The following is a 15,264-nucleotide window of genomic DNA, read 5'->3' as shown; positions in this document are numbered from 1 at the left end:
CATTAGAAAGGGGAAATAAATTTTGAAGTTAAAATATAAAAAGCTTACTGCATGTTTAGCACTTTTAGGTGTAGTTCAGTTTAGCACACTAAATATAGGTGTTATAACCCCAGAAAACTCTAGTACAGTTCATGCAGCAAGTTCACAGACAACTGAAAGAATACTACAACAAAAAGCTACAACAGACACAAATAAAGCTTGGAGTATAAACTTTAACTCAGAAGTCGACTTGTATTCAATAAAAGATTGTATACAAGTTAATGAAATTAATAATGATCAGATAGGATCAACTATTCCAGTTACTATTTCTCAAGGAAGTGGATATTCTATAGTAATAAATCCTCCTTCAGGCGGATATAAAAAGGGACAGATGTATCAAGTTACTATAAAAAAAGATGCTAGAGCAAGAAATGGTAAAGGAATGGTTAGAAACAACAATATGAAATTTTCAATAGGAGATGCCAATACTGCAATAGCAAAGGTTGAAATTTCACCAGTAGTGTCTATGATCAAAGCTATAACTATAAATGCTACAACAAGAACTGACATAAAGAAGTACAAAATTGAAGGTAATGATAATTTATTTGATATAGGAGAAACTTCAGTTAATGTATTAGATAATAAAAGTAGTATTCAAGTATACTTTTATGGAGCAGATGGGTATACAATGTTAGGAAAAACAACATTAAACGTAAATAGTAACATAAGCGATACAATACTTCAAATTCAATAGAGTATAGAGTTATAAAAAGGTATTTGATAAAATATTTTATCAAATGCCTTTTGTTTTATATTTACTAAAGGGGAACTGTAATATTACGATAATAGTAAAAAGATATAGAATTGATTAGATATTTATGCAAATAAAAATAGATTTGGAGTGATAATATGAGATTAAGTCACAATATGGCTTCGTTAAATATATATAGAACCCATACAAAGGTTTTAGCAAGCCAAAGTTCAGCCCTTAATAAAATATCAACAGGTTATAAAGTTAATAGTGCCAAGGATGATCCTAATGTCATAGCAGAAAGTGAAAGAATAAGAATGCAGGTAAGAGGACTTCAAATGGCAGGAAGAAATACTCAAGACGGTATAAGTATGCTTCAAGCAGCTGAAGGTGGCCTTGACAGTATAACTCAGATGCTTCAAAAAATAAGGGAGCTTGTTGTACAAAGTGGAAGTGGTTCTAGTACACCTGAAGATAGAAAAACTATACAGAATGAAATCGACCAGATGATGGAAGGAATTGGAAATGTAGTAGATGGTACAGAATTTAATGGAAAAAAGGTTTTAAATAAAACAGATTTGAAAGAGGGCACAGTATCTCCTGATGGAGAATTTGTAGAACTAAATATGCCTGTAGGTGCCAATGTTGGAGAAATTGTAAAGATTCCAATTTATGATTTGTCACCGGGAGAGCTTAAAGTAAAAGATGGAGCTCTTGCAGGAAAGAGCCTTAAAGATGTTAATATTGAAAGTGGTGGAAAAGCTATTGGTGATGCATTAGATATTCTTGATAGTGCCCTTGACAAAGTAACCTCTGTGAGAAGCGGATATGGAGCACTGGAAAATAGATTTGAGGACACTATGAATAACGTAAATGAGATTTCAGATAGAATGGAAGGCGCCGACAGTAATCTCAGAGATGCAGATATAGCTGAAGAGATGATGAATTTTACTAGAGATAACATATTGCTAGAAACTGGAAATGCAATGCTGGCACAAACAAACAAATTTCCACAGGATATTCTTAGAGTATTGGAAAATTTAAAAAGCCGCTAGTTATATAAGCAGACATACAAAATCTGTGATTTTGATATGGTCGCTTACTCATTCGACAATAGGAGAAGGAGTTTCATATATTAAATTTATAAAAAAACAGCTATTAACTTTTAGATACATAAACAAAAACTAAAAGTTGATAGCTGTTTTTAATTAAAAAATATATGTTAAATTAAATACTCATTAAATACTCATGACAAAATATGCTAAACTATTGTATAATAATAAGGACAAAATTGACAATAATAAATTTATGTAAAAATATGGAGAATAGTCGCCGAGTTGTTAATATACTTTTAAATACTTTTTAATAATATATTAACACAAGGGATAAATACTATTATATAATTAATTATAACTAGAATATTAGCATAGAAATTGATGATAAAACAAAAATTTAATATAAAATAAAATTATATTAAATTTTTTTTTATTTAAGCAGGAATTTTGTTAAAAATGTCTAATTATATATAAGGCTGAGTATAATTTAGGAAATATAGGGGTTGATGAGTTGAATATACAAAATATGTCAAAAGACCAATTAACTTATAATTTAATGAAAAAGTCTTTAGATGCTTCTTCTACAAGGAGTAAAGCTATTTCCAACAACATTTCCAATATAAATACTAAAGGATATAAAAGACAGTATGTAACCTTTGAAGAGTCACTTAATCGAAGTATAGATGATTTAGAACTTAAGACTAGTGATGAAAAGCATATGCAGTATGGAAGCGAGTATGGAGAAATTAAGATGGAAACAGATAAAACTTCCAGCATAAGAGAAGATGGGAATAATGTGGATATAGATAATGAGATGACAAATCAGGCAGCAAATACACTAATGTACAATGCATTGATAAGTCAGGTTAACAGCAGATTATCTATGGAAAGATACGTGGTTAATGGTAAGTAATATAAAGAAGGGGGATAAAAATAAATGTTAAAAACATTTAACAATTTAAGAATAAGTTCAAGTGGACTTTCAGCAGAAAGACTTAGAATGGATACTATAGCTTCAAATATAGCTAATGTTAATACTACAAGGGGAGCTGATGGACAACCATATAAGAGAAAGGTTGCAGTTTTTCAAGAAAATTTAAATAATGAATTAAATAAGCAAACTGGAAGGTATGAGGATGTGCCAATGGGAGTAAAAGCGGTTGGAATTGAAGAAGATAACTCTCCTATGAGAAAGGTTTATGATCCCTCTAATCCAGATGCAGATACTCAAGGATATGTAACAATGCCAAATGTAAATATACTTAATGAGATGGCAGATATGATAGTTGCTACAAGAGCTTATGAAGCAAATGTTAATGCTGTTAACTCAGAAAAAAGTATGTTTTTAAAGGCACTAGAAATTGGCAGATAAGGAGAATTGAATTATGAGAGTAAATGAATTTGTACCAGATAGTAAAATTTTTGAGAAAATTGGAAATAAACAAAATAATCAGGAGGAAAATGTAAGAAGTGGATTTGGGGATGTTTTAAAAGAAAAGCTCGATAATGTTAATGATAAGCAACTTAAGGCTGAGGATACAACACAAAAGTTTATTTCAGGGGAAGATACTGATATACATAAGGTTATGCTAGACACAGAAGAAGCTAAGATGTCATTAGAATTGGCAGTGCAAATTAGAAACAAATTTGTGGAGGCCTACCAAGAATTAAGTAGAACACAGATATAATAAGGAGTGCTAGATTAATGGGTAAGCTATCACAGTTATTTAAAAATTTATTAGAAAAATGGAAAGAACTTAGCAGAAATAAAAAAATAGCCTATGGAGTAATTATTTCAGGAATTATAGCATCATTAGTATTTTTAAGTATATCCTTAGGTAAAACAAAATATGATGTTTTATTTTCAAATATGGATCCTACTGATTCTGCTGCAGTTTATAAAAAACTTCAAGATCAAAAAATTGATGCAAAAGTCAATGGAAACTCTATTTTAGTTCCTAAGGATCAAGTGGACAAACTAAGAATGCAAATGTTAGCGGATGTACCATTAACAAATGGAAGTCAAGGCTTTGAGCTTTTAGATAAAAGCAAATTTGGATCTACAGACCAAGAGATGAAAATAAACTACCAGAGAGCCATTCAAGGAGAGTTAGAAAGAACAATAAAGGGTTTTGATGAAGTAGAAAATGCTAGAGTTCATATTGTTTTGCCAGATGATACAGCTTTTGTTAAAGACACAGATCCAGGAAAAGCTTCTGTTACAATAAAGTTAAAATCAGGAGCAAAACTAAGTGAAGATCAAGTAAAGTCAATTGTTTCTTTAGTATCTGGAAGTGTAAAAAATATACCTAAAGAAAATGTAGAAGTAATAGATGATAAAATGAATTTGCTTTCTAGAGACTTATTTAATAATAATAAAGACATATCAAGTTCTACAACGCCTGCGGAAAAGCAGCAGCAGCTAAAACAGCAGTATGAAAAAGATGTAGAAAAAAGATTACTCAGTATGCTTGAAGCAGTTTACGGAAAGGATAAGGTTAAAGTAAAGATTAATGCAGACTTAGATTTTGATGCAGTACAGCAGGATTCTGTAACCTATGATCCAAAAAGCGTTGTAGTTAGTGAGCATAATGTGAAGGACAGTTCTACAACTCCAAATACAAGAGCTTCTAGCAGTCCAGTAGATAACAATATGACTAATACAACTGCAAATAACAATAATAATAATGGAACTTCAACTCATGAAGAAAATACTAAAAACTATAATGTACCAAAGGTTGAGCAAAAAACTATAAAGGCGCCAGGAGCAGTTAAGAGGTTAACAGCATCTATAGCATTGGACGGTAATGTAGATCCAGCAACAATAACTTCTGTAAAAAATCTTGCTGTATCTGCTATAGGATTTGATGGTAATAGAGGAGATAGCATAAGTGTAGAAGGAATTCCTTTCGATACTGCATTAAAGGATAATGCAAAGAAAGATTTAGATGCTATGAACAAAGCCACAGATAGTGCTAAGAAGCTTAGGACTTATATAATATCGGGAATTGTAGCAGCTATATTATTAGCAGCAGCAATAACAGGATTTATAATATGGAGAAGAAAAAAGAGAGAAGAAGAGGAACTGTTTGAAGAAGAACTTCAATCTCAAGGCATCGATGTCATTATAGGTGACGAAATGGATGGATCAGGTGGACATCCTAAGTTTAAACCTATAGACTTCGAGGTAGAAGACGAAAAGTCTCATATTGAAAATGAAATAAAGAAATATGCTAAAGAAAAACCTGAACAAGTTGCAGATATTGTAAAATCATGGTTAGCAGAGGATGAGAGGTGATAGATTATGCCAAGAGATGCACAAAAGTTAACAGGAGTTCAAAAAGCGGCAATATTATTTATAACTCTTGGTCCTGAAGCTTCTGCAGATATAATTAAAAAGTTGCCGGAATCTGAAATACAGAAAATAACTTATGAAATAGCTAATATAGCATCTGTAAAGTCGGATCAAAAACAGGAGATATTACAGGAATTTATAGAAATAAACAAGGCTAAGGACTATTTAACTGAAGGTGGTATCGAATATGCACGAAATCTGCTTTCTAAAGCTTTGGGAAGTCAAAGAGCATTTGAGATACTTGAAAAGGTTACAGAGGCTACACAGCAGTTTAGACCTTTTGCTATAGCGAGAAAAGCAGATGCTCAGCAGCTACTAAATATTATATCTAATGAGCACCCGCAGACTATAGCACTAATACTTTGCTATTTACAGGCAGATAAGGCAGGGCAGATAATATCTGCACTGCCAGAAGAGGTGCAGGCAGAAGTAGCTTTTAGAGTTGCTGCTATGAGCAATACTTCACCAATAGTAGTTAAGGAAATTGAAAAAGTATTAGACGACAAACTATCATCTGTAGTTAAGTCTGATATGAAGGCAATAGGTGGAGTTCCAACTCTTGTTGAAATACTGAATCAAGTTGATAGAACTACCGAAAGAAATATCACAGAATCCTTGGAAAAAGAAGACGCAGAACTTGCAGAAAAAATCAAAGAATCTATGTTTGTATTCGAGGATATTATTACTCTTGATGATGTTTCTATTCAGAGAGTTCTTAGAGAAGTGGAAACTAAAGAGCTTGCGTTGGCACTTAAAGGATGTTCAGAAGAGGTGGCAAATGCTATCTATAGAAATCAATCCAAGAGAGCTGCTGCAGCACTAAAAGAAGATATTGAATTCTTAGGCCCAGTAAGGCTTATGGACGTAGAAAAATCACAGCAAAGAATTGTCAGCGTTATAAGGAGACTTGATGAAGCAGGAGAAATAGTAATATCAAGAGGTGGAGAAGATGCAATCATCGTATAGAGTCATCAAGAGTTCCAGTGTAGTTAGCTATAAACCTAAAGAAATAGTTACAAAGTTTGAAGAAAAAGAAGAAGTTAAACAGAAAGAGCAAAGTGAAACTAATGCTAGAATGTTTATTGACAGCTATGAAAATTTAACAAAAACTATGGTGGAAAATGCCAGAAAGCAAAGTGATAGAATACTATCTGCTGCCTATGCAGAAGCTGAAAAAATTGAAAAAGAAGCTTATGAGAAAGGATATAGCCTGGGAAATGAAACAGGTTATAATGACGGATTTAATAAAGCTTATGAAGATGGTTATAAAAGCAATTTGGACAAGGCTTTAGCAGAGGCTGAGATTATAAAAAACAATGCTGATAATATATTAAAAAGCTGCATAGAAGAAAAAGATAGGTATTTAAATGAAAAAGAAGCAGAAATAAAAAATTTAATTATAAATTGCATTGAAAATATTTTAAAAAGAGAAGTAAAAGATAAAGAATCATTAGATAGTTTAGTTTTTGAAACTTTATCTGAAATAAAAAACTCTAAAAATATAATAATTAAAAGCAATAAAATTTACTGTGAAGAGTTCAGCAAAAATATAGAGTTATGGAAGGAACAAATTCCTTTAAGAGGTGAGGTATTTATAATACCAGATGACTCTGTAGAGGAAGGCAGTGCTATCATAGAAAGAGATAATGGGAAAATAGTAGTTAGTGCTCAAATAGCTATGGAGAAGGTAAGGGAAATATTTAGTTCTGTAGAATAATATTCTAGACTCTTAACTGAATTCAGAGGTGTAATTAATGATTAATATAAATTTTAATCAGTTAAATAAAAAAATAAATGAAACTAACTTCACATACTCCGAGGGTATTGTAAAAAAGGTTATAGGACTTACTGTAGAAGTAGAAGGAATAAGATCTTTTGTAGGAGAGTTATGCACAGTATATAGTGAAAAAGAAAATCCTATACCCTGTGAAGTTGTTGGATTTAGAGACAATAATGTAATACTAATGCCACTGGGGGAGCTGGTAGGCATAGCCCCAGGCTGTAGAGTGGTGCCAGAAGGGAAACCACTAAGTGTAAAATGCTCAGATGAGTTATTTGGCAAAGTTTTAGATGGTCTTGGGAATCCCCTAGATGAAGAATTAATATCTGGAGGTACACTATACTCCTTAGATGCAGACCCTCCAGATCCTCTTAAAAGAAGAAGAATTAAAGATGTTATACCTACGGGCATTAGAGCTATTGATGGCTTTATAACCTGTGGTGAAGGACAAAGAATTGGTATATTTGCTGGTAGTGGTGTTGGTAAGAGTACCACCCTTGGAATGATTGCAAGGTATGCTGAAGCTGATGTTAACGTAATATCATTAATTGGTGAGAGAGGTAGGGAGGTAAAAGACTTTCTAGAAAAGGACTTAGGAGAAGAGGGCTTGAAAAAATCTATAATTGTCTGCGCAACCTCTGATAAACCGGCGTTAGTTAGACTCAAGGGAGCTTTTACAGCAACAGCAATAGCAGAATACTTTAGAGATAAAGGTAAAAAAGTAATATTAATGATGGACTCAGTTACTAGATTTGCTATGGCTCAAAGAGAAATTGGACTTGCTATAGGTGAACCACCAGCTACAAAAGGTTATACACCTTCTGTGTTTGCAAAGCTTCCAAGACTTATGGAACGTTCAGGGATGTCAGATAAAGGCTCTATCACTGCATTTTATACAGTGCTGGTAGATGGAGACGACTTTAATGAGCCTATTGCAGATGCTGTTAGAGGTATACTTGATGGTCACATTATACTTTCTCGTACATTAGCTACAAAAAATCACTATCCTGCTATAGATGTTCTTAACAGCGTAAGCAGACTTATGTCAGAGATAGCAGAAAGTAGCCATAAAGATGTAGCTTCCTATGCTAGAGATTTACTTGCAACCTATAAAAATTCAGAGGACTTAATAAATATTGGAGCTTATGTGAAGGGAAGCAATAAGAAAGTAGATCTTTCAATACAGTATTATGATGAAATAGTAAAATATTTGAGACAGGGCATGAATGAGCATTGTAGTTTTCAAGAAAGCATTGATATGTTAGGGAAAATTTTTAATTAGTGGACAGTTGACAAGGAACAATTGATAGTGGAGGATGATTTTTCTATGAAAAATCTTAAATTTATTGAAACAGATACTCTGTAACTGTCCACTGTCAACTCTCAACTCAAGAAAAAGTGGGGTGTAGCAATGCAGCAATACCATTTTAGATTGCAGAAGCTTTTAGATATTAGATTACAAAAAGAAGATGAAAGCAAAAGAATCTTTAAAGAGGCACAAAGTGAAAAGCTTAAAGTAGAGAAAAAGCTCAATGAATTAAAGGAAAACTATATAAAATATAGAACGATATCAAACAAAGAATCAGTTATTGAGCAAAAGATAAGGCATGTTTATTTAAATGCTATAAATTACAGTATAAATGAAGCTCATGAAGAACTTGCAAAAAAGCAAAAAGTATTAGAAGAGAGAAGAGATGAGCTGAAGCAAAAGCAGATAGAAAGAAAGACTGTAGAGACCTTGAAGGAAAAACAAAAAGAAACCTTTTTAAAAGAGCAAAATTTTATAGAGCAAAAAGCAAATGACGAGTTTGCTCTATATGGTTTTATAAGAAATCTTAAGAACTTGAAAGGAGGTGAGATAAATGGAGATTAACGCATTAAACTTAAAAAGAATACTTTCAAATACGACTAAACCAAGCACAAAATCTTCAAACAACGACGTTTTTAACAAAGTACTTGAAAAAGCTAGTCAACCTGCTGAAAATAGACAAAGTAATCAAACTAATCTAAATGAACAAAGAAATGTAGAAAAGACTAGAAGTAATGATGTTGATAATTCAAAAAATAAGCCTTTATCAAAGGAAGAAAAGGCTGCCTTAAAAGAAGCTGGATTTAATGATAGCGAAATAGACAACATAAAATCAGAAACGGACTTAAAAGAAGCTATAGTAAAAAAGCTTTTAGGTGGAGATGCAAAAGAAGGGGAGAATATAAATTCACTTCTAGCTATGCTTATGTCTCTTATGCAGGGAAACTTTGATAACACTAACTATATGAATATAAAGAGCATTATTGACCAAAATAGTGGAAATGCTGAAAAGCTAATTAATATTCTTTCAAACCTTACATCTCAGAGTAAGTCAAATACTGATTTGCTTGGAATGCTTAAGAAAGAGTTATCTCCGGATATGGTACAAGCTTTAAATTTGAATGATGATGGTGTTCTTGAAAAAATAAAAACCGAGCTTTCAGCTATATTAGGCAATGAAGAAAAAAATGCTGATATCACTACAAACTTCAGTAACAACAATGAAGAATCAGCGATAGATAAAGGAATAAATCCACTATTAAATAACGCCAAGGTTGCAGCTAAAAATATTAAGGATGACAGCAATACAAATAAAAATGATGGGCTAGAAGATATAAAGGATGCTATTAAAAACACCCAAGGTGAACAGATAGAAGCTCCTGTTAAAAATGATAAAAAATCTTCTGACGCAAACTTGATGATGGAAGATGGTAACTCTAAATCAGATGAAGATTTCCTTAAAAATCTTTTGTCAAACAATAGTAATGATAAAATTTCAAAGGTTACTAATTTTATGTCACAGTTTAACAATGCAAAAGTAGAAAATGTTAACGTAGCTGAAATAGAGAACTTGGTTATAAACAAAAATAACTTTAGTGCAGATATGATAAAATCCATAAAATATATGGAATTAAACAATATGAAGGATCTTACAGTTAAAATAAACCCAAAAGAACTTGGAGAAGTAGTTATAAGGCTTACTATGGAAGCTGGGGCTATGAAAGCAACTATAACAGCTGCTAATAAAGAAGCTTTTAATTTGTTAAATTCTAATTTAGCAGATATGACTAACAAGCTTCAAAATAGTGATATAAAGGTTCAAAGTTTAGCACTAAACATTTATAACGAAGATACAACTTTCTTTAAAGATGGCTCTAACAATCAGCAAAATCATGAAGACAACAAAGGAAAAAGAAATTATGCAGTTGGAGCTATATCAGAAGAAGAAGCTGCAGATAATGTAAGTTCCATTGATAGTAATGTAAATATGCTAGCTTAAGTAGGTATCCAAAATCTATGATTTTGAGATGATCACTTACTCCTCAGAGTTTACGAAGAGGGGTTTCCAAAAAAATAAAGGAGGTGAAGTTTTATGGCAGATGCAGTTAGTAAAACACAGGATCAAAGCCTTATAGACAAAATAAATCAAGCCAATTCTACTAAAACTGCAAAAGGTACAAAGATAGTAAGATCAGGACAGGATATGGACAGAAATGCTTTCCTAAGAATACTTTCAGCTGAACTTTCTAACCAGGATCCGCAGAATGCAAAAGACGGTACTGAGTATGTAGCACAAATGGCACAATTTGCTGGTCTTGAGCAAATGGCTAACTTAAATAGCACTATGAGAGTTACAAGCGCAAATGGACTTATAGGAAAAATTGTATCTCTAAAAAAGCTAGACGATAATGGAAATCTTTATAGTGGTGAGGTTAAGGATATAATTAAAGATGGAGATATCGTTAAGGTTGATGTAATAGTAGGAAAAGAAAAAGATAAAGATGGAAACATTGTTGATAAAATTAAAGAGTTTGCTATGGAAGATGTAATTGGAATAACGAACAATAGCAAAGTGCCAGGTACAGCGAATAGTAGTATGAATCTTCTAAATGCGGCAGCTTTAATAGGAAAGACTGTAGAGCTAGATGAAAAGGACAGCAGTGGAAGCAATTATACAGGAATAGTAAAGCAAGTATCAAGGGATGCTAATGGTATAAAAGTAACTGTTCAAAATTCAAGTGGAGAAACTAAAGATTTTACATTTGATAAAGTAATTAGGGTAAAAGATAGCTAGCTTAGAAAGAGTGATGTTATGGGATACAGAGTTATTAATGGTAAGCTGCATTTAATTGGAGATTTTCCAACGCATAGCAAACCAGAAAAGAATCAAGTAAATAATACAAAAACTTCTTTTAAAGACATACTCGATAAGCAAATAACTAGCAAGGAAAGCTTTGTTATATCCAGTCATGCTGCTGAAAGATTAAGGCAGAGAAATATAAGCTTTAATGAGGCTGATATGAAAAACATAAACGAAGGAATAAACAAAGCAGAGGAAAAAGGCGCTAAAGAATCATTAATATTATATAAAGATACTGCACTTATAACTTCAATAAGAAATAGAACAATAATCACAGCAGTAGATAAAGAAAGTAGCAAGGGAAGCGTTTTTACAAATATCGATAGTGTGGTAGTTTTATAAACAGCTGGACCAGAATAGTTGACAGTTGACAATTCTCAACTGAATCGGAGGCTGTACTTTGCTGAACGACAGAGGCAGAGTAAAAATATAAAGTGTAACAAAATCATAATAAAATCATAAAATAAAATTTGGAGGTTAAAGTCCTAAATGGACTTTAACGGGTAATTTTACCTAGCAAAATTACCCAGTGTTCCGACTAAAAGGAGGAAAAATTATGTTACCATCAATGTATTCAGGGATTAGTGGACTTAAAGCTAATCAGAAAAAACTTGATGTAGTTGGAAATAACATTGCTAACTCAAGTACAACAGCATTTAAATCACAAAGAATAAGATTTCAGGATATGATAAGCCAAAATATGGCACAAGCGACACAGGCTACTTCAACTACAGGAGGTACAAATCCAAAACAGGTAGGGCTTGGTGTACAAATAGGAGGTATAGATACAGTAACATCAACAGGAAATATGCAGCCAACTAGCAGACCTTTAGATTTTGCCATAGATGGGCAAGGATACTTTGTTGTAGGTTCCGGCCCTGTTCCTACAGATAGTGCAGCTACTGATGCAGGAACGCTTACAGTTGAACCTACGGAGCATTCAATTAGTAGCAATGAAGTTCAAACTGGATTTACTAGAGATGGATCCTTTACATTAGACCCTCAAGGCAATCTTTTAACCTCAGATGGATTGAGAGTTTATGGTTATGCTAATAGTAATGCAACAATAACTTATAGTGTAGACGATCATTCAAAGCCTCATACAATAGAATTATCAGGTAACGGTAAAGGTGGAGCTGATACAGCAATAGTAGATACAGCACTAGTACCGCTGGCTATACCAGATAGTGTAACCTTGGATGGTAAGGAGGTTAGAATTCAATCTGTTTCTATAGGTAAAGATGGAGTTATAACTGCAGTTTTAGATGGAGGAGCAACAGCAGCATTAGGTCAGATTGCTATGGTATCTTTTAAAAATGATGCAGGTCTTACAAAAATGGGTAAGAATATTTATAATGCATCTGCCAACTCAGGAGCACCTACTATTAGATGTGGTGCCAACCTCAAAGCAGGAGAAGACGGATATAATGCTAGCGGTTATGGAGAAATGCTTCAAGGAATGCTTGAAATGTCTAATGTAGACTTAGCAGAACAGTTTACAGATATGATAATAGCAAGTAGAGCCTTCCAAGCAAATGGAAAAATAATAACTACTGGAGATGAAATTCTTCAGGATTTAGTTAATTTAAAGAGATAATAATTAATTGACAGAGGACATAGGACATAGAAGGTGAGTTTTCTTCCTTTGTCCTCTAAAAATAAAAAGGGTGGGATTTTATGATAAAGATTACAGGCTTAGACAACAAGGAATTTGTTATTAATTCAGAGCATATTGAAAAACTAGAACAGATACCAGAAAGCGTTATAACGCTAACTAATGGTCATAAATATCTTGTAAAAGAATCTAATGATGAAATAATAAGAAAAGTAATCGAATATAAAAGAAAAATATTTACTGGAGATGTAAGGTAAAAGTTTAATGCAGTGTAATCTTAAAAAATCTAACTGTCAAAATTAAATATGAAGATAAAATTGGGGAAGAAGAATATCTTCTTTCTCAATTATAAAATAGATAACATTATGTTTTTATTATTTATTTAAAATGGGGAGTTAACATCCTGATTTATTTAGTACATATGAATGAAAGGGAGACATGCATTATGGAAAATAACAAAGAAAAAAAAGATGGAAGCAAATTGAAAATTATTGTTATAACAGTTGCGGCAGTTATTGTTCTAGGAGCTGGAGGGTATTTTGGATATAATCAATTCTTTGCTTCAAAAGAGAATACTACTAAGAAGGTGGCTCAACAGCAAATACCAGTGCAACAGATGCAACAAGGACAACAGATGGCTCAAAATGGAAGCTATCTGCAGCAGGTAGTATCAGCAAAGACATTTGGACTAGATGAGTTTTTAGTAAATCTTTCAGATGAGGATGGAAAAAGATATTTAAAAGTAAAAGTTTTTTTAGGTTATGATAACAAGAAATTAGATCCTGAGTTAGAGGAGAAGAAGCCTATATTAAGAGATGCTGTTATAAGTGTTTTAAGATCAAAAAAGTCAACAGATATAAATGCTAAAGGAATAGAAAGTATTAAAATGGAAATTATTCAAAGAATAAATGCAACACTAGATAAAGGTCAATTAAATAACGTTTATTTTAACGACATACTTGTACAGTAACATAGCACACTATATAGAGAGAATGGAGAATGCAGATGGATTTGCAGTTTGGTTTGATGTTTTTAAGAACAATAATAGCATTACTTTTTATATTAATGCTAATATATATATCGATGAAATACGGTGGAAGTAAGCTGCAAAATATCCAGAATAGAAGATATATAAAAATTTTAGAGAGAGTACCTATTTCAAAAGAAAACAGCCTTTTAGTCGTAAAGATAGGACAAAAAGGTTATGTAATGGCTTCAACTAATGGGAAGGTAGAAATAATATCTGAGTTGTCGCAGGAGGAAATAATTGAAGTAGTAGATTCAAAAGCTATACCTCAATATAACGATTTAAAAGATTTTTATGAAAAAACCGGACTTAAAAAAATTAGTGAAAAAGTACCTGTTAGGAACTTTTATGAAAAACTTAGATTTAAAAAGGAAGATAGAAATGAATAAGAGAAATAGCAAGGCCATAATACTAGTTTTAATTTTTATTACTATGGTATTTGCAGCAGCAAAGGTGCATGCAGCACCAGAGGCCTTTCCTATACCTAAAATAAATATTTCTGTGGACAATGCTAATACTCCGCAGCAGTATGTAGGAAATATAAAGCTTTTAATAATGCTTACAATACTTACACTACTTCCATCTTTTGTAATGATGATGACGAGTTTTGTTAGAATCGTAGTAGTTTTTGGCTTTTTAAGAAATGCCATGGGAACACAGCAATCTCCACCTAATCAGGTATTAGTTGGACTGGCTTTATTTTTAACTGTATTTATAATGCAGCCAGTTTATAGTAAAATAAATACCAATGCAATACAACCATATATAGAAAATAAAATAACACAGGAACAAGCTATAGAAGAGGGGGCCAAGCCTTTAAGGGAATTTATGCTTAAGCAGACAAGACAGAAGGATCTTAAACTGTTTGTTGATGAAGCAAAATTAAATTATAAGGTAACAAAAGACAATGCGCCTCTTAATGTGGTAATTCCAGCTTACATTATAAGTGAATTAAAAACAGCTTTTCAAATAGGATTTTTAATATTTATACCATTTATGATAATAGATTTAGTAGTAGCTAGTGTACTTATGTCTATGGGAATGTTTATGCTGCCTCCAGTAATGGTATCACTGCCATTTAAGTTGCTGTTATTTGTAATGGTAGATGGATGGTATCTATTAGTGAAATCTTTAATTATGAGTTTTTCATGAGGTGAGTTAAGTGAGTGAAAACATGGTAATAGGCATTATAAAAGATGCTATACAAACGGGACTTTTGGTGTCAGCTCCTATTCTTTTGATTTCAATAATAGTTGGACTTATTATAAGTATATTTCAGGCTACAACACAGATACAGGAACAAACTTTAACCTTTGTACCTAAGCTTGTAGCAGTGGCTTTAGTAGGACTTATTACAGGAAGCTGGATGCTTCACCAACTTGTAAATTTTACTACGAGAATTTTTACATATATAGCACATATTACGCAGTAATATAAAATTTTACGATACAAAATTTAGAGGACAGAGGACAATTGACAGAGGACAATGAAGGAGGATTTTTCTCCGCTGCGCTGCAAAAATCTTTGATTTAT

At 32.4% G+C, this 15,264-nt stretch carries 19 protein-coding genes; all 19 read left to right on the top strand.

Translation table 11 applies throughout. The features are described from left to right. The first annotated feature begins 22 nt into the window (after positions 1–22). The 19 genes from ACZ5N4_RS21390 (at position 23) to fliQ (ending at position 15,163) form a co-directional block, all read left to right on the top strand. Entirely contained in the window at positions 23–733 is a 711-nt protein-coding gene (locus tag ACZ5N4_RS21390; RefSeq protein ID WP_464204510.1) for a hypothetical protein, read from the top strand. Between the two features lie 155 nt (positions 734–888). Beyond that, positions 889–1,785, top strand: coding sequence for a flagellin N-terminal helical domain-containing protein (locus ACZ5N4_RS21385; RefSeq protein WP_464204509.1), 897 nt, complete (start codon positions 889–891; stop codon positions 1,783–1,785). Positions 1,786–2,296: 511 nt separating this feature from the next. After that, positions 2,297–2,698, top strand: a complete 402-nt coding sequence (gene flgB / locus ACZ5N4_RS21380) for a flagellar basal body rod protein FlgB (RefSeq protein WP_464204508.1) — start codon at positions 2,297–2,299, stop codon at positions 2,696–2,698. A gap of 24 nt (positions 2,699–2,722) precedes the next feature. Then, positions 2,723–3,157: a flagellar basal body rod protein FlgC gene (gene flgC, locus ACZ5N4_RS21375; protein WP_178906448.1), complete on the top strand. Its 435-nt coding sequence runs from the start codon at positions 2,723–2,725 to the stop codon at positions 3,155–3,157. 13 nt (positions 3,158–3,170) lie between these two features. Beyond that, on the top strand, positions 3,171–3,473 hold the full coding sequence (fliE, locus tag ACZ5N4_RS21370) for a flagellar hook-basal body complex protein FliE (RefSeq protein ID WP_464204507.1): 303 nt from the start codon (positions 3,171–3,173) through the stop codon (positions 3,471–3,473). A 17-nt stretch (positions 3,474–3,490) separates the two neighbouring features. Beyond that, positions 3,491–5,083: a flagellar basal-body MS-ring/collar protein FliF gene (gene fliF, locus ACZ5N4_RS21365; RefSeq protein ID WP_464204506.1), complete on the top strand. Its 1,593-nt coding sequence runs from the start codon at positions 3,491–3,493 to the stop codon at positions 5,081–5,083. Positions 5,084–5,089: 6 nt separating this feature from the next. Next, positions 5,090–6,106 carry a flagellar motor switch protein FliG gene (gene fliG, locus ACZ5N4_RS21360; protein WP_211145116.1) on the top strand — a complete coding sequence of 339 codons (1,017 nt, stop codon included), beginning with the start codon at positions 5,090–5,092 and terminating at the stop codon, positions 6,104–6,106. Then, positions 6,090–6,857, top strand: coding sequence for a FliH/SctL family protein (locus tag ACZ5N4_RS21355; RefSeq protein ID WP_464204505.1), 768 nt, complete (start codon positions 6,090–6,092; stop codon positions 6,855–6,857). Before fliG ends, ACZ5N4_RS21355 begins: the two co-directional genes overlap by 17 nt. Before the next feature lie 37 nt (positions 6,858–6,894). Continuing rightward, positions 6,895–8,202, top strand: a complete 1,308-nt coding sequence (fliI, locus tag ACZ5N4_RS21350) for a flagellar protein export ATPase FliI (protein ID WP_464204504.1) — start codon at positions 6,895–6,897, stop codon at positions 8,200–8,202. Positions 8,203–8,331: 129 nt separating this feature from the next. Then, on the top strand, positions 8,332–8,793 hold the full coding sequence (gene fliJ, locus ACZ5N4_RS21345; RefSeq protein WP_464204503.1) for a flagellar export protein FliJ: 462 nt from the start codon (positions 8,332–8,334) through the stop codon (positions 8,791–8,793). Further along, a complete protein-coding gene (locus ACZ5N4_RS21340; protein ID WP_464204502.1) occupies positions 8,783–10,228 on the top strand; it encodes a flagellar hook-length control protein FliK in 1,446 nt (481 codons plus the stop codon). The genes fliJ and ACZ5N4_RS21340 overlap by 11 nt, the downstream gene beginning before the upstream one ends. A 93-nt stretch (positions 10,229–10,321) precedes the next feature. After that, positions 10,322–11,023: a flagellar hook assembly protein FlgD gene (locus ACZ5N4_RS21335; RefSeq protein WP_464204501.1), complete on the top strand. Its 702-nt coding sequence runs from the start codon at positions 10,322–10,324 to the stop codon at positions 11,021–11,023. Between the two features lie 18 nt (positions 11,024–11,041). Further along, positions 11,042–11,431, top strand: coding sequence for a TIGR02530 family flagellar biosynthesis protein (locus ACZ5N4_RS21330; protein WP_464204500.1), 390 nt, complete (start codon positions 11,042–11,044; stop codon positions 11,429–11,431). 214 nt (positions 11,432–11,645) lie between these two features. Next, on the top strand, positions 11,646–12,686 hold the full coding sequence (locus tag ACZ5N4_RS21325) for a flagellar hook-basal body complex protein (RefSeq protein ID WP_464204499.1): 1,041 nt from the start codon (positions 11,646–11,648) through the stop codon (positions 12,684–12,686). 80 nt (positions 12,687–12,766) lie between these two features. Beyond that, positions 12,767–12,961 (top strand): flagellar FlbD family protein, encoded by a 195-nt coding sequence (locus ACZ5N4_RS21320; protein ID WP_464204498.1) that lies wholly within the window; start codon positions 12,767–12,769, stop codon positions 12,959–12,961. Between the two features lie 185 nt (positions 12,962–13,146). Next, positions 13,147–13,674: a flagellar basal body-associated FliL family protein gene (locus ACZ5N4_RS21315; protein WP_464211023.1), complete on the top strand. Its 528-nt coding sequence runs from the start codon at positions 13,147–13,149 to the stop codon at positions 13,672–13,674. Between the two features lie 35 nt (positions 13,675–13,709). Next, the gene (gene fliO / locus ACZ5N4_RS21310; protein ID WP_464204497.1) at positions 13,710–14,120 is read left to right on the top strand and encodes a flagellar biosynthetic protein FliO; all 411 of its coding nucleotides are present in this window, start codon (positions 13,710–13,712) and stop codon (positions 14,118–14,120) included. After that, positions 14,113–14,883, top strand: a complete 771-nt coding sequence (gene fliP, locus ACZ5N4_RS21305) for a flagellar type III secretion system pore protein FliP (RefSeq protein WP_464204496.1) — start codon at positions 14,113–14,115, stop codon at positions 14,881–14,883. Before fliO ends, fliP begins: the two co-directional genes overlap by 8 nt. A gap of 10 nt (positions 14,884–14,893) precedes the next feature. Beyond that, on the top strand, positions 14,894–15,163 hold the full coding sequence (fliQ, locus tag ACZ5N4_RS21300) for a flagellar biosynthesis protein FliQ (protein WP_464204495.1): 270 nt from the start codon (positions 14,894–14,896) through the stop codon (positions 15,161–15,163). Positions 15,164–15,264: the final 101 nt, after the last annotated feature.

Source organism: Clostridium nitrophenolicum, assembly GCF_055391695.1.
The sequence above is the reverse complement of the archived record's forward strand: the minus strand, read 5'-3'. Positions and strand labels throughout refer to the sequence as shown.